The sequence below is a fragment of the Cryobacterium sp. PH29-G1 genome, assembly GCF_030063365.1.
Classification (GTDB): Bacteria; Actinomycetota; Actinomycetes; order Actinomycetales; family Microbacteriaceae; genus Cryobacterium.
The window spans coordinates 65,556-84,741 of record NZ_JASISY010000003.1; the positions used below are offsets into that span (position 1 = coordinate 65,556).

20 protein-coding genes and 1 pseudogene are annotated in these 19,186 nt (G+C 63.8%); 2 read left to right on the top strand and 19 right to left on the bottom strand.

Translation table 11 applies throughout. The features are described 5' to 3' along the window. Window positions 1-141: 141 nt before the first annotated feature. From QMK22_RS04990 to QMK22_RS05030, 9 genes are all read right to left on the bottom strand, one after another. Window positions 142-546, bottom strand: coding sequence for a Fur family transcriptional regulator (locus QMK22_RS04990; RefSeq protein WP_283496529.1), 405 nt, complete (start codon window positions 544-546; stop codon window positions 142-144). Beyond that, window positions 543-1,394: a metal ABC transporter permease gene (locus QMK22_RS04995; RefSeq protein WP_283496530.1), complete on the bottom strand. Its 852-nt coding sequence runs from the start codon at window positions 1,392-1,394 to the stop codon at window positions 543-545. Before QMK22_RS04995 ends, QMK22_RS04990 begins: the two co-directional genes overlap by 4 nt. Beyond that, the gene (locus QMK22_RS05000) at window positions 1,394-2,299 is read right to left on the bottom strand and encodes a metal ABC transporter permease (RefSeq protein ID WP_283496531.1); all 906 of its coding nucleotides are present in this window, start codon (window positions 2,297-2,299) and stop codon (window positions 1,394-1,396) included. Before QMK22_RS05000 ends, QMK22_RS04995 begins: the two co-directional genes overlap by 1 nt. Continuing rightward, window positions 2,300-3,097 carry a metal ABC transporter ATP-binding protein gene (locus QMK22_RS05005; RefSeq protein WP_283496532.1) on the bottom strand — a complete coding sequence of 266 codons (798 nt, stop codon included), beginning with the start codon at window positions 3,095-3,097 and terminating at the stop codon, window positions 2,300-2,302. Window positions 3,098-3,104: 7 nt separating this feature from the next. Continuing rightward, window positions 3,105-4,115, bottom strand: coding sequence for a metal ABC transporter substrate-binding protein (locus QMK22_RS05010; RefSeq protein ID WP_283496533.1), 1,011 nt, complete (start codon window positions 4,113-4,115; stop codon window positions 3,105-3,107). Between the two features lie 61 nt (window positions 4,116-4,176). Next, the gene (locus QMK22_RS05015; RefSeq protein WP_283496534.1) at window positions 4,177-5,556 is read right to left on the bottom strand and encodes a dihydrolipoamide acetyltransferase family protein; all 1,380 of its coding nucleotides are present in this window, start codon (window positions 5,554-5,556) and stop codon (window positions 4,177-4,179) included. A gap of 37 nt (window positions 5,557-5,593) precedes the next feature. Next, window positions 5,594-6,598 carry an alpha-ketoacid dehydrogenase subunit beta gene (locus QMK22_RS05020; RefSeq protein WP_283496535.1) on the bottom strand — a complete coding sequence of 335 codons (1,005 nt, stop codon included), beginning with the start codon at window positions 6,596-6,598 and terminating at the stop codon, window positions 5,594-5,596. Then, window positions 6,595-7,689, bottom strand: a complete 1,095-nt coding sequence (locus tag QMK22_RS05025) for a thiamine pyrophosphate-dependent dehydrogenase E1 component subunit alpha (RefSeq protein ID WP_283496799.1) — start codon at window positions 7,687-7,689, stop codon at window positions 6,595-6,597. The genes QMK22_RS05020 and QMK22_RS05025 overlap by 4 nt, the downstream gene beginning before the upstream one ends. 121 nt (window positions 7,690-7,810) lie before the next feature. Further along, window positions 7,811-8,917: a histidinol-phosphate transaminase gene (locus QMK22_RS05030; protein WP_283496536.1), complete on the bottom strand. Its 1,107-nt coding sequence runs from the start codon at window positions 8,915-8,917 to the stop codon at window positions 7,811-7,813. A gap of 88 nt (window positions 8,918-9,005) precedes the next feature. Between QMK22_RS05030 and QMK22_RS05035 the strand changes: the two genes are divergently transcribed. Then, window positions 9,006-9,398: a phage holin family protein gene (locus tag QMK22_RS05035; RefSeq protein ID WP_283496537.1), complete on the top strand. Its 393-nt coding sequence runs from the start codon at window positions 9,006-9,008 to the stop codon at window positions 9,396-9,398. Between the two features lie 23 nt (window positions 9,399-9,421). On the opposite strand, the gene QMK22_RS05040 is transcribed toward QMK22_RS05035, so the two are convergent. Together QMK22_RS05040 and QMK22_RS05045 are read right to left on the bottom strand one after the other, a co-directional pair. Further along, complete coding sequence (locus QMK22_RS05040; RefSeq protein WP_283496538.1) at window positions 9,422-10,840, bottom strand: hypothetical protein; 1,419 nt, start codon at window positions 10,838-10,840, stop codon at window positions 9,422-9,424. Beyond that, a complete protein-coding gene (locus QMK22_RS05045) occupies window positions 10,837-11,124 on the bottom strand; it encodes a hypothetical protein (RefSeq protein ID WP_283496539.1) in 288 nt (95 codons plus the stop codon). Before QMK22_RS05045 ends, QMK22_RS05040 begins: the two co-directional genes overlap by 4 nt. Before the next feature lie 272 nt (window positions 11,125-11,396). Here QMK22_RS05045 and purB point away from each other — a divergent pair, with 272 nt between their 5' ends. Next, entirely contained in the window at window positions 11,397-12,779 is a 1,383-nt protein-coding gene (purB, locus tag QMK22_RS05050; protein WP_283496540.1) for an adenylosuccinate lyase, read from the top strand. Window positions 12,780-12,872: 93 nt separating this feature from the next. Here purB and QMK22_RS05055 read toward each other — a convergent pair whose 3' ends face one another. The 8 genes and pseudogenes from QMK22_RS05055 to QMK22_RS05090 form a co-directional block, all read right to left on the bottom strand. After that, complete coding sequence (locus QMK22_RS05055; RefSeq protein WP_283496541.1) at window positions 12,873-13,142, bottom strand: hypothetical protein; 270 nt, start codon at window positions 13,140-13,142, stop codon at window positions 12,873-12,875. Beyond that, the gene (locus QMK22_RS05060) at window positions 13,139-13,756 is read right to left on the bottom strand and encodes a hypothetical protein (protein ID WP_283496542.1); all 618 of its coding nucleotides are present in this window, start codon (window positions 13,754-13,756) and stop codon (window positions 13,139-13,141) included. The genes QMK22_RS05055 and QMK22_RS05060 overlap by 4 nt, the downstream gene beginning before the upstream one ends. Before the next feature lie 107 nt (window positions 13,757-13,863). Then, window positions 13,864-15,297 carry a replicative DNA helicase gene (dnaB, locus tag QMK22_RS05065; RefSeq protein WP_502857090.1) on the bottom strand — a complete coding sequence of 478 codons (1,434 nt, stop codon included), beginning with the start codon at window positions 15,295-15,297 and terminating at the stop codon, window positions 13,864-13,866. 457 nt (window positions 15,298-15,754) lie between these two features. Further along, window positions 15,755-16,204: a 50S ribosomal protein L9 gene (rplI, locus tag QMK22_RS05070; RefSeq protein ID WP_283496543.1), complete on the bottom strand. Its 450-nt coding sequence runs from the start codon at window positions 16,202-16,204 to the stop codon at window positions 15,755-15,757. Between the two features lie 9 nt (window positions 16,205-16,213). Next, a complete protein-coding gene (gene rpsR, locus QMK22_RS05075) occupies window positions 16,214-16,477 on the bottom strand; it encodes a 30S ribosomal protein S18 (protein ID WP_035835236.1) in 264 nt (87 codons plus the stop codon). Window positions 16,478-16,524: 47 nt separating this feature from the next. After that, the gene (locus QMK22_RS05080) at window positions 16,525-17,043 is read right to left on the bottom strand and encodes a single-stranded DNA-binding protein (RefSeq protein ID WP_283496544.1); all 519 of its coding nucleotides are present in this window, start codon (window positions 17,041-17,043) and stop codon (window positions 16,525-16,527) included. 255 nt (window positions 17,044-17,298) lie between these two features. After that, window positions 17,299-17,667 (bottom strand): annotated as a pseudogene (gene rpsF, locus QMK22_RS05085) (30S ribosomal protein S6); the annotation flags it as partial. 172 nt (window positions 17,668-17,839) lie between these two features. Further along, on the bottom strand, window positions 17,840-19,180 hold the full coding sequence (locus QMK22_RS05090; RefSeq protein WP_283496545.1) for an ABC transporter substrate-binding protein: 1,341 nt from the start codon (window positions 19,178-19,180) through the stop codon (window positions 17,840-17,842). Window positions 19,181-19,186 lie beyond the last annotated feature (6 nt).

Here is a 19,186-nt window from a genome sequence, read left to right on the forward strand (position 1 = left end):
CAGGCGTAGCAGCTACCTACGCTACTCGAAGCGCTGCGCTGCCGCAAATCCAACACTCTGCCGATCCAACACTCTGCCGATCCAACACTCTGCAAATTTCACACTCTGCAAATTTCACACTCTGCGAGTGCGGACCGGCGATTAGAGAGCGGATGCGGCGGCTTGCGCCGTGCACGCGGCGCACAACCCGAAAACGTCCACGACGTGGGCGGCCTCGGTGAACCCATTCTGGGCGGCGACATCCTTCGCCCACCGCTCGACAGCATCCGCTTCGATCTCGACCGTGAGCCCGCAGTTTCGGCAGATCAGGTGGTGGTGGTGCGCGTTGGTGCTGCACGCACGGTACAGGCTCTCGCCGTCGGGCGATTGCAGCGAGTCGGCGTCGCCCTGCGCCGCCAGATCGGCCAGCGCCCGGTAGACCGTGGCCAGCCCAATCGGAGATCCGCTCGTGTGCAAAGCGGAGTGCAACGCCTGAGCGCTGACGAAGCCGTCGTTCGCGTCGAGCGCGCCCCGCACGGCCTCACGCTGCCAGGTGTTTCGCTTCATGCCTTCAACCGTACCGATGTTCGCGATGGTCCGGGTGCATCCGCTTGGCGGTGTGGCCGCAGGGTCTCGGTGAGCCGCCGAAGAACCAGTGCCAGCACAAACAGGGCAGCCGCCGTCAGGGCGATCGTCGGGCCGGCCGCAACGTCGAGTGAACGCGACAGCAGCACGCCGACCACGCCGGACATCGCGCCGAGCACGGGGGCGATGACAAACATTTGTTTGGTGGTGCGCGAGACCAATCGGGCCGCCGCGGCCGGGGCCGCGATGAGGGCGATGGCCAGAATGGCTCCCACGGCGGGCATGGCGGTCACGACCGTGGCAGTGATGAGCACCAGGGTCAGCAATTCGATCGGCCATTCGCGATAGCCGGCGGCGCGAAAACCGTTCACGTCGAAGGTCGAAAACATGATCTGTCGGCCGAACAGGGCAATGACCAGAACGGCGAGACCGAGCACCACGGCCACCAGCGTGATGTCCTGGTCGGTCACGGTGAGAATGGACCCGACGAGGTAGGAGTCAACCTTCACCGGCAGGGAGGGGTTGAGTCCCTGCAACAGCACTCCGAGGGCGAATCCGGCCGTGAGCAGAATGCCCGACGCAACCTGGTTCCCCTGGCGTTTGACCCGCCCGATCAGTGTCATGATACCCACGATGACCACGCTCGCTACGGCCGCCCCGAGGGGAATGCTCACACCCAGTATCGCTGCGCCGACCGCACCGGGAAAGGTGGCGTGGGTGAGGGCCTGGGCAAAGAAGGTGCGCTGGCGCAGCACCACGAGGGTACCCACGAGGCCGCTGAGCATTCCGATCAGCAGCGCCGCCAGCAGCGCCTGTTCGAAGTAGCCCATCAGCGCGCCACCGGTTCGGCCAGGCGATCCGTGCGGCGTCGTGATCGACGAGGGCCGCCGATCCGATCCAGAGCGAGCCGTACGATCAGTGCCACCACGTAGCCGGCCACGAGCACGAGCACGACCGTGGCACCGCTTGGCAGATCGACACCGCCGTTCACGGATGCCTCGTAGCCCAGCGTGAGACCGATCCAGGCGGCCACGATCGCGAAGCCGGCGGCGACCGGAAAGAGCAGCCACAAGCGATTGGTCACGAGGCGGGCAACAGCCCCCGGCACGATCAGTACGGCGAGCAGCAGCAGGTTTCCGACCGCACTGCTCGCGGCCACCACCACGAGGGCGATGGCAACGTTGAGCAGGATATCGAGCACGAGCGGGCGATACCCGGCCGCCGCCGTGCCCTCAAGGTCAAAGGCCCGAAAGACCTGCTCTTTGAGCGTGAAGCCCACAATGATCAGCGCCAGGAGGCAGACGACAACGGTCTGGTTGACCTCGGCCGGGCTCACGGTGAGCAGACGTCCGAACAGCAGGGCATCGAGCTGGCCGACGTAGTTTGTTTCCCGTGAAACCACGATGATTCCCACGCTGAACATCGCGGTGAACACGATGGCGATCGCGGCATCCGAGGTGACCGCACGCCGCACGATCACCGTGAGTACGACCGCCGCGAGAAGGGCCGCCACCATGGCCCCGACGAACAATCCATCACGACCGCCCCAGACGAACCCGATGGCCACCCCGGGAAAGACCGCGTGGGTGAGCCCATCGCTGATGAACTCGAGTCCGCGCAGGTTCACGAGCACGCCGACGAGCCCGGCGACGAGGCTGAGCACGACGAGCACGAGCAGGGCTCGAGCCATGAACGGCAGGTCGAAAGCGGTGATCAGCGGGGTGATGATATCCACTCAGTGACCGCCATGGCCGGGCACCACGATGGTGTGCTCGTCCATCTCGACACCGACCGAACCGAACGCCTGCTGCACATTGGCCAGGGTCAGCACCGAATCCCGCGGGCCAAAGGCCACCTGGGCGCCATTGAGCAGCAACACACTCTCACACACAGCGCGGGCCAGGTCGAGGTCGTGGGTCGACACGAGCACGGCAACTCCCTGCTGTTTGAGGCGTTTCACGGTCTCGATCAGGGCATCACGGTTGGCCTGATCGAGCCCGTTGAACGGCTCATCGAGCAGAAGCAAACGCGGGGCGGATGCCACGGCGCGGGCGAGCAGACCGCGCTGCTGCTGGCCGCCGGAGAGCTCACCGAAGCGAGTTTTCGCGCGGGCGCCGAGCCCGACGGTCTCCAAAGCGTCGGCGACCGCCCGGCGATCAGCCTTGGCCGGCATACGCCACCAGCCCAGCGAGCGGTAACGGCCCATCATCACGACCTGCTCGAGCGATACCGGAAAGTGCGGGTCGAGCTGGTCAGTCTGCGGAACGTAGCCGATGTATCCGGCCGGCGGTGGCCATTCGCCGAGCACTTCGATCGTGCCGGACGTGCGGTTGATCAGCCCGAGAACACCCTTGAGCAGGGTGGATTTACCGGACCCGTTTGGACCGATCAGGGCAACGGCCTCTCCCGCTCGTACCGCGAAGTCGATTCCGGTAAGCGCAGGCTCGGCACCATACGCAAACGACGCCGCCGTCACTCGAAGAGCGGCGGCAGCATTCGCTGGCGGTGTTTCCTGAGAAGTGTTCTCGATCACGTGTCAACTATTGCAGGTCGGCGGGCAGCGCAGAGGGTGTGACGCCCCACGATTTGAGAATAAGCGTTGCATTGTGCAGCTGCGCCTTGATGTAGGTATCCCCGTCGCTGCCCTCGGGGCCGAGCGAGTCCACGTAGAGTGCATCGTCGCCGGAGTAGACAGTGACGCCGGCTTCGGTCGCGATCGTCTCCGCGGTTTTCGGGCTGAGCGAGGCTTCAGAGAAGACGGCCGTGACCCCGGTGGCTTTGATGGCCGCGACGAGCGCGTCGATCTCGGCGGCGCTCGGCTCGGCGTTGTCGTCGAAGCTCGGAATCACCGAGCCGACATAGTCGATGTTGTATGCCGCCGTGAAGTAGCCGAGAGCATCATGGTTACTCACGAGCAGACGCTCGCTCTCGGGGACGGTGTCCACATTGGTGCGGATCCAGTCATCGAGGGCGCTGAGCTTGGCGGTGTAGGCGGTCGCGTTGGCTTCGAAGGAGGCGGCGTTGGCGCTGTCGGCGGTGACGAGGCCGTCCGTGATCGTCTGCACGATGGTCTCGGCATTGTGCACGTCAGTCCAGATGTGCGGGTCGCCGCCGTCATGAGTGTGCTCGTCGGCGGGCGCATCCGTTTGGGTGGCATCTTCGCCGGCTCCGACATCGGAGATGGTGATGCCGGTATCGGCGTCGATCGTGACGCCGTCGAAGCCGGACGCGCCGATGGCGTCGTCCAGCCACTCCTCAAGCCCGACGCCGTTGATCACGAGCACGTCGGCGGCGCCGAGCGCTGTCAGATCGGCCGCAGACGGGTCATAGCTGTGCGCACTCTGGTTCGGCTGAATCAGCTGGGTGAGTTCGACACCGGTCGCCGTTCCGATGACATTGCGGGTGAAGTCGGCGACCTGGGTGGTCGTTGCGACGACGGACAAATCCGTGCCCGCGCCGGCGGAGTTACTGCTCGTTTCAGCCGAACACCCCGACAGTGCGATGGCCACGGACGCGAGGAGTGCGGGAACGACAACGAATTTCTTGTGCATTCCTCGAGACTAGCCTTGTTGATAATGATTGTCAAAACCATCAACGGTCGTTCGGTCGGCCCTATTCGAGCAGCAGCGCCGGCTCTTCGATGATGCTGGCGACATCGGCGAGAAAACGGCTCGCGACATCACCATCAACGACGCGATGGTCGAAACTGGCGCCGATGGTCGTGACGAACCGCGCGCGCACCTCCCCATCGACCACCCAGGGCTTCTGCTTGATCGTGCCGAGAGCGACGATTCCGGCCTCACCCGAATTGAGAATGGGGGTGCCGGTATCCATCCCGAACACGCCGATATTGGTGATGGTGATCGTGCCGTTGGTCATCTCGGCAGGGCTGGTCTTGCCGTCGCGCGCGGTCATGGTGAGGTTCTCGAGGGCCGCAGCGAGCTCGAGCAGGCTCATGTCCTGCGCTTCCTTGATATTGGGCACGATCAACCCCCGTGGGGTCGCCGCGGCGATACCGAGGTTCACGTAGTGCCGCACGATGATTTCCTCGTCGGTAAACGTCGAGTTCACCGTGGGATTGCGCCGCACCGCCCAGATCATGGCCTTGGCCATGATCAGCAGCGGCGACACGCGGATGCCGGCGAAATCGGTCGAGGCCTTGAGCCGCTTGACGAATTCCATGGTGCGGGTGGCATCGACGTCGACGAACAGGCTCACGTGCGGCGCCGTGAAGGCACTCTTGACCATGGCCTGCGCTATGGCCTTGCGCACGCCCTTGACCGGGATGTGTTCGTCGCGATCGATTGGCCATTCCGGGGTCTGAATATTGCGGAAGACGCTGGCCTGGGTCGCGCCGCGCAGCACGTCCTCGCGGGTGACGTCACCGACCGGTCCGGTTGCCTCCACCAGGGAGAGGTCAACGCCGAGGTCCTTGGCGAGCTTGCGAATGGGCGGCTTGGCCATAACCGGGCCAGCGGATGCGGCCCGGCGCGTTGGCTCCAGCGGCTCGGCGCGCGTGCGCGCCTTGGGCTCGGGGGCCATCGTCTCGTGGGCAACGCTCGTACCGGCGTGCCGACGCCGACGGGTGGGCATCGTTGCGGCTGCACCACGGCCGACCAACACGGGCTCGGGAGCCTCGTCGCTGATGCTGCTGCTGGTATCCGCTGCGAGGGTGTCAACAGCCTCGGCGTCAGCGGTGTCGGCAATCGGAGCTGCCGGAGCTGCTCCTGACTCGTCGTCATTCCCGGTGGCCGCGGAATTGATCGTGATGATGAGCGTTCCCACGTCGACGGTGGTGCCGGCGGAGACCAGAATTTCCCCGACGACGCCGATGAACGGCGACGGCAACTCGACCAGGGATTTGGCGGTTTCGATCTCGACCAGTACCTGGTTGATCGTTACGGCATCGCCGGGGGCGACCTTCCACTCGACGATTTCGGCCTCGGTCAGACCTTCGCCGACGTCGGGGAGAGTGAACTTCGACACGCTCATGCTGTGCCTTTCTTACTGCTGGTGGAGGTGAGAATGATCAATAGGCCAGTACGCGGTCGACGGCTTCAAGCACCCGGTCGGGACTGGGCAGAAAATGCGTCTCGACCGCGGCCGGGGGAAACGGCGTGTCAAAGCCGGAGACCCGCAGCACCGGTGCTTCGAGTGTGTAGAAGGCCCGCTCGGCGACCGTGGCAGCGATCTCGCTGCCGACGCTCACAAACCCGGGGGCCTCCTGAGTCACAATGAGGCGGCCGGTTTTCTGTACCGAGCCCAGGATGGGTCCGTAGTCAATCGGGGAGATCGAACGCAGGTCGATAACTTCCAGGCTGATTCCCTCGGCCTGGGCAAGTTCGGCGGCCTGCAACAGCACGCTCACCATGGCGCCGTGGCCGACGACGGTAACGTCCGTGCCCTCCAGCGCCACGCGGCTGGCGTGCAGCGGGGTTCCGCTTTCGCCAAAGCGCACCTCGCCCTTAGGCCAGTAGCGACTTTTCGGTTCGAAGAAGATCACCGGGTCGTCGCTCTTGATCGCCTCCTGCATCATCCAGTAGGCGTCGTGCGGATTAGAGGGACTGACCACACGCAGGCCGGGGGTGTGCGCGAAGTAGGCTTCCGGGCTTTCTTGGTGGTGTTCGATCGAACCGATGTGTCCGCCGTAGGGAATACGAATGACCACGGGCATGATGACGCCGCCCTCGTGGCGGTTGCGCATGCGCGAGAGCTGGCTGGTGATCTGATCGAAGCCGGGAAAAACAAAGCCGTCGAATTGAATCTCACAGACCGGCCGAAACCCGCGCAGGGCCAGCCCGATGGCCGTGCCGATGATGCCCGACTCAGCGAGCGGCGTGTCGAGCACCCGCTTATCGCCAAACTCGGCGATGAGCCCCTCGGTAACTCGGAACACTCCGCCGAGAGGTCCGATATCCTCGCCCATCAGCAGCACCTTGGGGTCGTCCAGGAGCGCCTGGCGCAGCCCCGCGTTCAGGGCCTTCGTCATCGGCAGCGACGCGGAAGCGACGCTCGTGTCAGTGGCAGCGATCATCGGTTCTTGTCCTCGTCAAACGACGCTTCGTAGCGTTCCAGCCAGGCCTTTTGTTCGGCCACCAAGGGATGCGGTTCCGCGTAGACGTTGTCGAAAATCACCGAACGTTCCGGGCCGGTGATCTCGAGCGCGCGCGTGCGGGTATCGGCGGCGAAGTCCGCGGCTTCTTCGTCGACGGCGTCGAGGAATTCCTGCTCGATGCCTCGTCCCTGCAGGTAGCTGCGAAAACGCAGAATCGGGTCGCGGGCCACCCAGTAGGCGAGTTCGGCGGGATCGCGGTACTTGGTGGGGTCGTCGGCCGTGGTGTGTGCGCCCACGCGGTAGGTGAGCGCCTCGATCAGCGACGGTCCGAGCCCGGCTCGGGCGTCATCCATTGATTTCGCCGTGACGGCGAAGCTCGCGAGCACATCGTTACCGTCAACCTGGGTGCCGGGCATACCAAATCCCTGGGCGCGCAGGTACAGCGGCGTGCGGGACTGCCGCGACACCGGTACCGAGATAGCCCAGTGGTTGTTCTGCAGAAAAAACACCTGAGGCGTTTGGTAGCTGGCCGCGAAAACGAGTGCCTCATTGGCGTCACCCTGCGATGAGGCGCCATCGCCGTAGTACACGATCACGGCTTGATCCGTCTCCGGGTTGCCGGTCGCGGTCGACCCGTCGAGCTGCATCCCCATGGCGTAGCCGGTGGAGTGCAGGGTCTGCGAGGCGAGAACGAGGGTATACAGGTGAAAGTTTCCATGCTCTTCGGGAACCCAGCCGCCGAGGGTCACCCCGCGCAGCATGCGCAGGATATCGACAACATCGAGCCCGCGGATCATGCCGACGACGTGTTCCCGGTAGGACGGAAAAACGTGGTCTTGCGGGCGGCTGGCGTGCGCCGAACCGACCTGGGCTGCTTCCTGCCCATGGCTCGGCACCCAGAGGGCAAGCTGGCCCTGACGCTGCAGGTTGGCCGCCTCAGTGTCGAATTTACGAACCACGACCATGTCGCGATAAAAGCGTCGGTGGTCCGCCTCGGTGAGCCGGTCGAGGTAGGGCACAAACGCTTCCGCGGCGGCGTTGGGTTCGAACACCCCGGCAGGAGAGATCATACGCACACAGGTCGCGGACCCGTCGAGGCCAAAGGCTGCGGGGGCTGCGGTAGCGGGGGCGATGGAAGTGGGCGCTGCAGAAACCGGTGCAGTCGCGTCGTTACGGGTGGCTGACACCGTACTAACCTAGCTGCCGAGCCGGGTGATCGACGGGAAGGGTATCGACAAGATCCGCGCACATTAGTAGGAGTGTCGCCATAGCCTCCTCCTCCCCGACGGAAACGCGGATGCCTTCGGGGGCGAAGGGCCGCACGACCAGGCCGGCAGCGCTCAGCGCCGCGGTCACGCTGGTCGTTTCCGCTCCGGTAGGCAGCCAAATGAAGTTGCCCTGAGGTGCCGGAATCTTCCAGCCCTGACCGGTCAGCGCCCGCCAGGTTGCATCGCGACGTGCGGCAATAATTCGAACCCGTTCCAGTAGTTCCTTCTCGGCTGCCAGGGAGGCGATCGCGGCCGCTGCGGCCTGGATGGTCACCGAGAGTGGGATCGCCGTCGATCGGGCGGCGTTGAGAATATCCACCGGGCCGAGCGCGTAGCCGACCCGGAGTCCGGCCAGCCCGTAGGCCTTCGAGAACGTGCGCAGCACGACCAGGTTGGGGTAGCGGGCCAGCAGGGCCGGGCCGCTCACGGCATCCGCTTCGGTGACGAACTCGATATATGCCTCATCGAGAATGACGAGCAGATCGGTGGGGACGACGGCCATGAAGGCCTCAAATTCGTCTTTTGTCACGATCATACCCGTGGGATTGTTGGGCGAGCAGACAATGACGACGCGGGTGTTTTCGCCGATGGCGGCGGCCATTTCGGGCAGGTCATGGCCATGGTCGATGCGATTGGGCACGCATACGCTGGTGGCACCGGCGACGGTCACGAGTGAGGGGTACGCCTCGAACGAGCGCCAGGAGTAGAGCACTTCATCGCCCGGCCCGGCTGCGGCCAGAATGAGTTGGGCCAGCAGGGCGACCGAACCGGACCCGATGTGCACCTGGTCGACGTCGAGGCTGTACTTGGCAGCGAGGCGCTCGCGCAGCAGCAATGCCGACGCATCCGGGTAGCGGTTGTAGGCGGTTTCGGCCGCAACCGCCGCAATTACCCCGGCTAGTGGATCGAACGGGTTCTCATTGCTGGAGAGTTTGAAGGCGCTGGCGTCAGCCGGTTTGCCCTGCTTATAGGCGGGGAGGGCAACAATCTCCGGGCGCAGGCGGACGGTGGGACGGTCTGAGAGGCTCACTCGGTGAGTCTACGCCCGGACATATTCGCAATGACGAATGAATCTTCGCCCGACTTTCGCCCGCCGCGACGCTCTGAGATAGTAGGGCATGGCCAGATTCCTGATCAAGCTCATCGTCAACGCGGTCGCCCTGTGGTTCACCGCTCTGCTCGTGACCGGGGTGCACGTCATTCCCTACGCACCAGACTCGGGCGCCAGCGTGATCACGTACCTGCTGATCGCGCTCATCTTCGGCTTTGTGAACACCGTCGTGGGTGGGGTGCTGCGCGTCGTCGCGTTTCCGCTCTACATCGTGACGCTCGGGTTGTTCGCGCTGATCGTCAACGGCCTCTTGCTGCTGCTGGTCGGTTGGCTTTCTGGATTTCTGGGTTTTGGCCTCGTCGTTGACAGCTTCTGGTGGGGCGTCCTCGGCGCGTTGGTTCTCGGCATCATTTCCTGGCTGCTGGGTCTGATCCTGCGCCCGGTGACCGCGCGCGACTGAACGGCGACTGAGCGGGCGGCTGACTACTGCGGTGGCGGTCCCTCCGGTATGCGGATGCCGCGCCACAAGCGCGCCTCGCCCGGCGCGCTCCCGAGAACGCCGACCACGGTATCTCGAAAGTGTTGCAGGTGCAGTTCTGGTGATCCGTCGATGAGCAGCGCCGTCTCGCGATAGCGGTCCAGGTGGTGTGCGGGCACGCGCTCCCCGGCCGGCACCGGCACCGAAGCGAAAGCCTCCCGGCGTACGGTCACGCGATCATCCGAGTCGACCAGGCTCGATCCACCGAGGGCGGTCACCACGTCATCGGTGTGCTCGACCGTGAGTGTGGCGATATTGGGTGGCACGGGAACCTGCGATTCGGGTGCCCCGAACGTTGCCACCGCCCGCACCGCGAATTCCCCGGAAGCGGCAACCTGGGTGGCCACGAGCCCGCCCTGGGAATGTCCGGTGATCACCACCGGGTCGTCGCCTCCTATGCCGGCAGCACGCATACTGTGCATCACCGCCTCGAACGAACCCGCGTTCTGCCCGGCCATCCCCGCGACGTTGGCCGTGAGGTCCCAGGGTTCATTGGCGGCAACGGCATTCCAGTCCACCGTTCCGCCGACGTACACGCCCCACGACGGATGTTCGGCCGTGCCATAGCTTTCAATCCTCACCTGCGGGCGGCCCGCAACGGCCGTTGGAATTCGCGCTGCCAGGTCACCCGCCCCCGTTGGCGGCAGCGCCGGATGCGGCGCTCCAACGGGCATCACCGAGACGGGACCTTCACGAAACAGGCCCTGACTGCGCGCGACCGCGAGCACGGCCAGAGCCGTGCTCGAGACCCCGATCAGGCCCAGGCCCCCATCACCCAAAAACGACCCGACCAAGAACGGCACACCCAGTGCGCCCTCACCGACGTCGTCAAGAGACGAGACCAGCAGCCGCGCGAGCCTGACAACGGCGGGGTTGGTGAGGAGTCGTTCGTCGAGCTGGGAGTGCGTGTCAGCGTGGCTGTTCCAGGCCCGCCAGGCCAGCGCCCCCCTGGCCGCGGGACCGGCCGCGGCCAGAAGCGCCAGAATGGGAAACCGACCCAGATCGTGCCCGATCTTCGCACTCCCGAGCAGGGCCAGTCGCAGCACCACGCGTTCCGTGGCACCGTAGCGTTCCGCCGCGAGGGTCAGGCTCGCGGCGAGATCACCGCTGCTTTCTTCCAGCTGCCCGAGCGCCACCCACGCCCAGAGCAGCGTCAGCCCGGAATCGTTCGGGTTCAACCTGTGCGGCCCATCCGGATTCAGCTCCCGAATACTGTTCACCCGGGTCTGCCAGTGGGCCGCTTGAGCCTGGGCGCCCCGCAATACCTGGGCCTGGGCCAGCACGACGTCGGTGGCCACGACCGTCGTTCCGCCGACGGAAACAATCAGGTCGGCCCCCGCGACCCCGGGCGGGGGCTCACTCACTGTTCGTCCGCAGCGAGCAGTTGGCGGATGCTGCGCCAGATCTGGTCCTGAGCGTCGTTCAGATAGTCCAACACCCCTTGCAGATCGTGCACAATCTCATCGACTCGTCCGCGGTAAGCCCGCTGAGCGCTCGAACTCCAAAATTGACTGGGATCAAGTGCGTTCAATTGACTTTTCGCCGTGCGAATATCCGCCGTGAGACCCAGCAAGTCTCGACGCTGCGCGCGAAGCGCCGGAAGCTGATCGGTCTGACTGGGCGGGAGAATTCCGTAGAAATCGTCCATGACACCTCCTGGTCTGAGCCGATCGTGACATGGGAGACCGTTCACAAGACCGCTTCGGGGCAAGCTGTGCGGAGTCTGGGCAAACCGGGCGTGTGGAGGGGCACGATCTGCTCCGCACGGGAGAGCTGGGCCATCTCTCCGGTCGTCCTGTTCGACCGATCAGACGCGTATTATTTCGACGATGCGCTGTTTGACTCGGTATTAGGCATGATTGAGTGGGCAAGCCACGCTTTTGTGAAACAACTTGCACCCGCAATTCGACAGGGAGTCCGATGAGTCACCTACCCGTACAGGTTCTGAGCCCACTAGATGGCCGATACCGAGCCGCCGTATCCGATCTGGGCGAATTCCTGTCCGAAGCCGGCCTCAACCGTGCCCGGGTGCGCGTGGAGGTGGAGTGGTTGATCACCCTGACCGACCGCAGCCTGTTCGGTTCCGCGCCCCTCACCGCCGAGCAGAAGCTTTCCCTGCGCGCCCTGGTGACCGACTTCGGCCAGGCTGAGATCGATGAGCTGGCCGAACTTGAGGCGACGACCCGTCACGACGTGAAGGCCGTCGAATACCTCGTGCGTCGACGCCTGAGCACCCTCGGACTCGATCACATCAGCGAACTCACCCACTTCGCCGCCACCAGCGAAGACATCAACAATCTCTCCTACGCCCTCACCGTTCGTGACGCCGTGCAGACCGTCTGGCTGCCCAAGCTGCGCCTGGTCATCGAGGCCCTCCGCCGCAATGCGCTGGAATTTCGAGCGGATGCAATGCTCGCCCGCACCCACGGCCAGCCCGCTACGCCCACCACCATGGGTAAAGAGCTTGCCGTATTCGTCTACCGCCTCGAACGCATCGTTGGGCAGATCGACGCCGGCGAATATCTTGGAAAGTTCAGCGGTGCCACCGGCACCTTTGCCGCTCACGTCGCCGCCGAGCCGTCGGTGGACTGGCCCGCCGTTTCGCGCGATTTCGTTGAGGGTCTCGGCCTGGGCTGGAACCCCCTCACCACCCAGATCGAATCGCACGACTGGCAGGCAGAGTTGTATTCCCGCGCCGCGCACGCCAACCGCATTCTGCACAACCTGGCCACCGACATTTGGACATATATTTCGATCGGCTATTTTCGGCAGATTCCGCAGGTCGGTGCCACCGGGTCGTCGACCATGCCGCACAAGATCAACCCGATCCGGTTCGAGAACGCCGAGGCGAACCTCGAGTTGTCGTGCGCCATCCTGGACTCGCTCGCCGCCACCCTCGTGACCAGCCGGCTGCAGCGCGACCTGACCGACTCCACGACACAGCGCAACATCGGCGTCGGCTTCGGGCATTCACTGCTCGCGCTGGACAATATTCTGCGCGGTCTCGGCGAGATCGACATTGACCGTGCCCTGCTCGCGAGTGACCTCGACTCCAACTGGGAGATTTTGGGTGAGGCGATCCAGACCGTCATTCGCGCCGAGGTCTCGGCCGGACGCTCGTCGATCGAGGATCCGTACGCGCTGCTCAAGGAACTCACCCGTGGCAAGCGCATCACGAGCGCCGATCTGACCACTTTCGTCTCGGCCCTCGACATCGGAGCCGCCGCCAAAACCCGGCTCCTGGCCCTGACCCCGGCCGGCTATGTCGGTCTTGCCGACCCCCTGGTGGACTACCTGCCCTAAGTTCCGGGCCGGCCGCACGAGAAAGCACCTTCGTCGATTCGTGACGAAGGTGCTTTTTTGTGCGGTCCGCAGTGCCACTAGCGGCCCGTGCAACTAGTGGCCGTTTTGCTCGTCCAAATCGGTCTGCTCTGACTCATTGGGCTTCATGCCGAGTACCAGCATCGCAATCACCACGAGTGCCACAATGAACGTCACGCCCAGACCGATCAGCGAGAGCGTCAGCTCACGCGTGGTGAACAGAATCGTCACACCCACGAACAGGGCCATAGCTGCGGAGATGCCGAGCAATTCGGCCGGCTTCAGCCGATCAGATCGACTCGGCTGGTGGGCCGGGATGGGGTTTTTGGGAGTCTTTTTGGTCACAGGGTGTCCGAATCGTTGGGGGCGCTGTTCACAGGACCGCTGTTGTAGGCACCGCGGCGCGTCTTGGGTGCGTCCCATTTGAGGGAGAGCCCGGCAATGGGCAGAAAAACAGCGAGAAAAACCAAGTAGGCGCCGAACAGTCCGACCGAGACGACCGGGTTGGGTGGCAGCAGCAAGAACGCCAGCGCGAGGATCGCGGTGGCGATACCGGTAAACAGCCAGTCTTTGGCGGGCTGCGCGCGTTTTCGAACCCGGATGCCGGCATAAATTTCAAGAAAACCGGTGACCGCCGCCCAGACACTCACCACGAACAGAAAGAACCCATGACCGCCGGCGTGGAAGCCGAGGGCGAGGGCGCCGGCCACCATGCTCACGATGCCGTGAATGAGGAAGAGGGTGCGGTCGGTGGCGACAGTCAGGGTGCGTGGTCCGCTCAGGACCACCAGCAGGCCGCTCAGGAGAGCGAACGCCCCAAACACGATCAGGCCCAGCTCGGCGGAATGGTCACCGTTGAACGTGATGATCGCAGCCGGGATCACGGCGATGAGGGCGCGCCCCACGGCCACGGACCCGTACCCGGGGCCGACGTTTGATGGTGCCTGGGCGTTCGCCACGCACAACCTCTTTCGTTGCGGAATTATCCTGCCAGTCTACGCGGGGAGACCGCTCCGGATCTGCGAGCGGGCTGCACGCGGACCACGCCGAAGCGCAAGCGCCACAGCTACCCGCCGGCCACCATATCGGCGAACCGGGAGTAATGGCCGTGAAAGGCGACCGTGACAGTGCGGGTCGGGCCGTTACGGTGTTTGGCGACGATCAGGTCGGCCTCGCCGGCACGCGGGTTGTCTTTTTCGTAGGCGCTCTCGCGGTGCAGCAGAATGACCATGTCGGCGTCCTGCTCCAACGAACCCGACTCACGCAGGTCGGAGATCGCCGGCATTTTATCGGCGCGCTGCTCCGGTCCACGGTTGAGCTGAGACAGGGCGATCACGGGAACCTGCAGCTCCTTGGCGAGCAACTTGAGCGCCCGCGAGAATTCACTAACCTCTTGCTGGCGTGACTCAACCTTTTTACCGCTGGTCATGAGCTGAAGGTAGTCAATGATGACCATTTTGAGGCCGACTCGCTGCTTCAGTCGACGGCATTTAGCACGAATTTCAACCAGCGTCATATTGGGGCTGTCATCGATATACAGCGGTGCATCGTTGATACGACCTCGGGTGGCGGCGATCGTGGTCCAGTCCCGCGCCTCGACGGTGCCCTTGCGCATGCTCTGCAGCGGAACGGATGCTTCCGCCGCCAGCAGGCGCATTGCGATTTCGCTGCGGCCCATTTCGAGGGAGAAGAAGATGCTGGGCATGTTGTGGTGAATGGAGGCCGAACGAGCGAAGTCGAGGGCGAGTGTGGACTTACCCAATGCCGGGCGCGCCGCCACGATGATGAGCTGGCCACCGTGGAACCCATTGGTGAGTTCGTCGAGGTCGGCGAAGCCCGTGGGGACGCCGCTCATCTGGCCGTCTTTCAGCTTGGCGGCCTCGATCTCTTCGATGGCCGCCGTCACGGCGTCGGTGAGCGGAACGTAATCTTCGGTCTCTGTTCCGCCCGTCACGGAGTAGATTTCGGCCTGCGCGGTGTTTACGAGGTCGAGCACCTCGCCCTCGCCGGCGTAGCCCATCTGCGCAATACGCGTGCCAGCCTCGACGAGACGGCGCAGCAGGGCACGTTCAGCCACGATGGTGGAGTAGAAGCCCGCGTTGGCCGCAGTGGGCACCAGGCTCGTAAGCGTGTGCAGGTAGTCGGCGCCGCCGGCTCGCGAGAGTTCGCCAATTTTGGTGAGCTCGTCGGTAACCGTGATGACGTCGGTCGGCTCACCCTGTGCGTAGAGCGAAAGAATGGCGTCAAAGATGATCTCGTGCTTGGGGATGTAGAAATCGCCGCCGCGCACGGTTTCGACGACGTCAGCAACGGCGTCTTTGCTGAGCATCATGCCACCAAGAGCGCTCTGTTCGGCCAGCAGGTCGTGGGGCAGGGCCCGCTCCGACTTCCACGCCTCGGCCGGCCGCTCGGCACGGTTCTGGTCGAGCCCGCCACGGGCTGACGAACCGTACTCGTTTGACGCTGGCTGATTGGCCAGGCCCAGATGAGCGATTGACACTCGGTACCTCTTTCTCTGTCGTGCTTCTAGGTGTATCAGGACCCACCGACAGGGGGCGTGACGCACCAGTCTGAGCGAGATGCCGGTACTGGATTACCCTAAGGACCCCAGACCCGCCCCACAAACCACCCTGTGGATAACTCTGTGGAGAATCTGCGCGAAACGCCGTAGAGATTGTGCAGAACCTGTGCACTCGCCTGTGGACAGACTTTAAATCTTGGCCGATAAAAGGTGTTTGATCAGGTAATTAAGTTGTCCACATGGGTGTGAATAAACTAACTTCAATAATCCATTGAACCTTGTTGATACGAATGCTCACCTGTGCACAAAAGCACTGGGTAAAGCCCCCTCCCGGGGCCCTTAACGTCGCATAGCGGAGGGTTCCATTCGGAACCCCCCGCTATGGGAGTGGTGAACCAGACGGCCTTTCGACTGTCGGGCCTACCGAGAAGCGATGCTACTTGGCAGCGACGACCACGAGGGTGATCGTGGCGCTGAGCTCGTCACGAAGACGAACCGTTGCCGTGTGCTCACCGGTCAGCTTGATCGCTGCGAGCTCGATCTTGCGCTTATCGACCGTGCCGAGACCGGCGGCTGCGACGGCGTTAGCCACATCCGCGGTTTTGACGGAGCCGAACAGGCGTCCGCCAGCGCCGGCCTTGACAACCAGGGTGACCTTGGTGTTCTCAAGCTTTACCTTGAGCGCCTCGGCCTCTTCGAAGGTGGCGTGCTCGCGGGCTGCGCGGGCTGCCTTGATCTGCTCGATCTGCTTTTCGCCACCGCGGGTCCACGCCACAGCGAAGCCCTTGGGAACGAGGTAGTTGCGAGCAAACCCGTTTTTGACGTCTACGACGTCGCCGGGTGCACCGAGGCCGGAGACCTCATGCGTCAGAATCAATTTCGACATTTGGTTTCCTTACCGGCCTGAGCCTGCGTAGGGCAGCAAAGCCATTTCGCGGGCGTTCTTGACGGCACGGGCGATGAGGCGCTGTTCCTGAACGGAAACGCCTGTAATGCGACGGGCGCGGATCTTTCCACGCTCGGAGATGAACTTACGCAGGGTGGGGACATCTTTATAATCGATGACACCAACCCGAATCGACTTCGCGGGAGCGGCATTCTTGCCACCCTTAGCTCCGCGAAGCGGCTTGCGGCGGTCGCCGCTCGACTTTCCAGCCATGATTTCCTTACTTTCTTAAAAGGTGTTAGCCACGCGCGCGGCGTGGCTTAGAAGGGGGTCTCGTCGCTGAAGTTGCCGGGGCTGTTCCAGACATCTCCACCGGACGCTGCGGGCGCAGCAGTCTTGGCGGGGGCGCTAGGTGCCCACGGCTCGTCGTTGCCCTGGCCGCCGGCAGCAGGAGCACTGCTACGAGGGCCGGACGACTGCGCGCGCGTGAGGGAAGCGGTGGCGTAGCGCAGCGAAGGACCAATTTCGTCGATCTCGAGCTCCATGCTCGTGCGCTTTTCACCTTCCTTCGTCTCATACGAACGCTGCTTGAGACGCCCGGAAGCGATGACACGCGACCCCTTGGTCAATGAACCCGCTACGTGTTCGGCGAATTCACGCCAAACGCTCGCACGCAGGAACAGCGCGTCGCCATCTTTCCACTCGTTTGCTGCGCGATCAAACGTGCGCGGAGTAGAAGCGATGGTGAAGTTGGCAACCGCCAGCCCGTTCTGCGTGTAACGCAGTTCCGGATCGCTGGTCAGGTTGCCCACCACGGTGATTACGGTCTCGCCAGCCATGGGCTACTTGTCGCTTGCCTTGTCGGCAACAGCGGCCGGAGCCGGGGTCGCCTTGGCAGCAGCAGGCTTGGCAGCAGCAGCAACCTTCGCGGCCGGAGCAGCGGTGGAGGCGGCAGCAACCGGAGCGGAAGCTTCGACTTTGGCGGCAGCCGGAGCGGCAACCGGAGCAGCAACGGCCGGAGCCTCTGCAGCTTCAGCGGCGGCAACCTTCGCAGCGGCAGCGGCAGTTACGGCTGCAGCAGCAGCGTCAGCCTTGGCAGCAATGACCTTGGGGTTGGCCGCCTTGCGGGCAGCCTTCTCTGCGGCCAGCTTGGTTGCGACGACGACCTGGGCGATGCCCTCTTCGGCGCGGAGCACCTTGGTGCGCATGACAGCCTCGGACAGGCTCAGCTGGCGGTCGAGCTCGACCGTGGCTGAAGCGTTCGCGGTGAAGTCAACGACAGCATAAATGCCCTCGGTCTTCTTGTTGATCTCGTAGGCGAGACGACGACGACCCCAAACATCAACCTTGTCAATGGTGCCACCATCGTTGCGAACAACGTTGAGGAACTTGTCAAGGCTGGGAGCTACGGTGCGCTCATCGATCTCGGGATCGAGGATAACCATAAGTTCGTACTGATGCATGACTAACCCACCTCCTTCGGACTAAAACGGCTACAGACTTTCTGTAACAGGAGGGTTGTGCATGTGCTGCACGTGGAGGCCGGGAATCCGGCACGCGGGCAACCTGCCCAGACTACCGGATGCCGGTTCGATACGCCAGTCCATGCATCGATCCCGTCGGTGGAGGAGCTGCCTACTCGGTCAGCGCCGCATTGGCAGCACGCTGCGCTGCCAGCACACCCCGGTCCACCGGGGTACGGCCGAGGAAGACCTCCTCGAGGATGGGGCGCATAGCGTTTTCGGCGGCCGGCCAGTCGGCTCCCCGAGGGGCCGGTGCCGATCCGTCGGCCAACACGTCATAAAACGGGCTGATATCCACCTTCTGGGCAGCCCAATAGTCCGCGTAGGCCGGCTGAGCGGCCGTCACGGCCGGAGATGCCGCCCCGGAGGCTCCGATGAAATCGGATCCGGCAGCGCTTCCGAGCCATTCCAGCACCCGCTGCGTTTCGGCGGGATGCTTCGATGCAGCATTACCGGCCGCCGCGATGCCGTCAACACCGCTGATCGCTCCAGCTTGACCACTGGGCAGTTGCACAACGCCCCAATCGAAGTTCGCACCATCGCTCACATTGGCGAGGTTGTAGACACCACTCTGAAACAGCGCCATATTTCCCTGCAGAAATTGGTCGCGACTGAAATCGCCGTTGGTATTGGTATCGGCGGCGGACGGGGCGACATGCCACTTGTTCATGAGGTCAACGAGGTACTGAAAGGAGGTGATGCCCGCGTCGGACGCGAAGGCATACTGGTTGGTCTCGTCCTGGAACGAAGCACCACCCGAAGCCAGATAGTTCAGGATCATCGCCTGCAGGTCATACCCCGCGTTGTAGCCGTACTGGCTCAGATTGGTACCGTCAAAGTCGGCACTGTCGCCCGTATGGCCGTTGTAATCCTTGGTGAGTTTCTGCAGCACCGGAATGAGGGTGTCGTTCTCGCCGGTGGGGTCCCAGACGAGTGCCGATACGTCTTCGGGAGTCAGTCCCGCATCGCCGAGCAGATCGGCGTTGTAGTACAGGGCGATCCCGGGATCGGCCAGCTGCGGTACGCCCCACAGCGCGCCATCGCGGGTGTACTGCGCGACCACCGACGGAGCCCAGCCGGCCTGAGCATCCGCTGGAAGGGCGGTCGTAATGTTCAGCAGCGCGTCGGCGTCGGCGTAAGCCGGGTAACTGCCACCGTCGACCCAAAATACGTCGGGGCCGCCATCTCCGGCCACATCGGTGCGCAGCTTTTCGAAGTAGTCATCCCAAGGCACGATTTCAACGTCGACGCTCAGGTCGGGGTTGTCGTGTTCGAAGGCGGCAAAAGATTTCTCATAGGCCGCTCCGACCTGTTCGTCCCAGAGTCGAACGGTTACCGTTGTGGCGTCGCTCGGTATGTCTGCGTCGGGCGAGTTCAGGGCGACAACGGCGCCGGTGATGACGAGCAGCACGGCGGCGGCGCCGGCGGCAATGATGGTGGAACGCTTGGCCATGATGTC

What these genes read in the sequence shown, in the direction of transcription:
- QMK22_RS04990 (WP_283496529.1), bottom strand. Translation starts at nt 546, where the DNA reads ATGAAGCGAAACACCTGGCAGCGTGAGGCCGTGCGGGGCGCGCTCGAC.
- QMK22_RS04995 (WP_283496530.1), bottom strand. Translation starts at nt 1,394, where the DNA reads ATGGGCTACTTCGAACAGGCGCTGCTGGCGGCGCTGCTGATCGGAATG.
- QMK22_RS05010 (WP_283496533.1), bottom strand. Translation starts at nt 4,115, where the DNA reads ATGCACAAGAAATTCGTTGTCGTTCCCGCACTCCTCGCGTCCGTGGCC.
- QMK22_RS05015 (WP_283496534.1), bottom strand. Translation starts at nt 5,556, where the DNA reads ATGAGCGTGTCGAAGTTCACTCTCCCCGACGTCGGCGAAGGTCTGACC.
- QMK22_RS05020 (WP_283496535.1), bottom strand. Translation starts at nt 6,598, where the DNA reads ATGATCGCTGCCACTGACACGAGCGTCGCTTCCGCGTCGCTGCCGATG.
- QMK22_RS05025 (WP_283496799.1), bottom strand. Translation starts at nt 7,689, where the DNA reads ATGATCTCTCCTGCCGGGGTGTTCGAACCCAACGCCGCCGCGGAAGCG.
- QMK22_RS05035 (WP_283496537.1), top strand. Translation starts at nt 9,006, where the DNA reads ATGGCCAGATTCCTGATCAAGCTCATCGTCAACGCGGTCGCCCTGTGG.
- QMK22_RS05045 (WP_283496539.1), bottom strand. Translation starts at nt 11,124, where the DNA reads ATGGACGATTTCTACGGAATTCTCCCGCCCAGTCAGACCGATCAGCTT.
- purB (WP_283496540.1), top strand. Translation starts at nt 11,397, where the DNA reads ATGAGTCACCTACCCGTACAGGTTCTGAGCCCACTAGATGGCCGATAC.
- rplI (WP_283496543.1), bottom strand. Translation starts at nt 16,204, where the DNA reads ATGTCGAAATTGATTCTGACGCATGAGGTCTCCGGCCTCGGTGCACCC.
- rpsR (WP_035835236.1), bottom strand. Translation starts at nt 16,477, where the DNA reads ATGGCTGGAAAGTCGAGCGGCGACCGCCGCAAGCCGCTTCGCGGAGCT.
- QMK22_RS05080 (WP_283496544.1), bottom strand. Translation starts at nt 17,043, where the DNA reads ATGGCTGGCGAGACCGTAATCACCGTGGTGGGCAACCTGACCAGCGAT.
- QMK22_RS05090 (WP_283496545.1), bottom strand. Translation starts at nt 19,180, where the DNA reads ATGGCCAAGCGTTCCACCATCATTGCCGCCGGCGCCGCCGCCGTGCTG.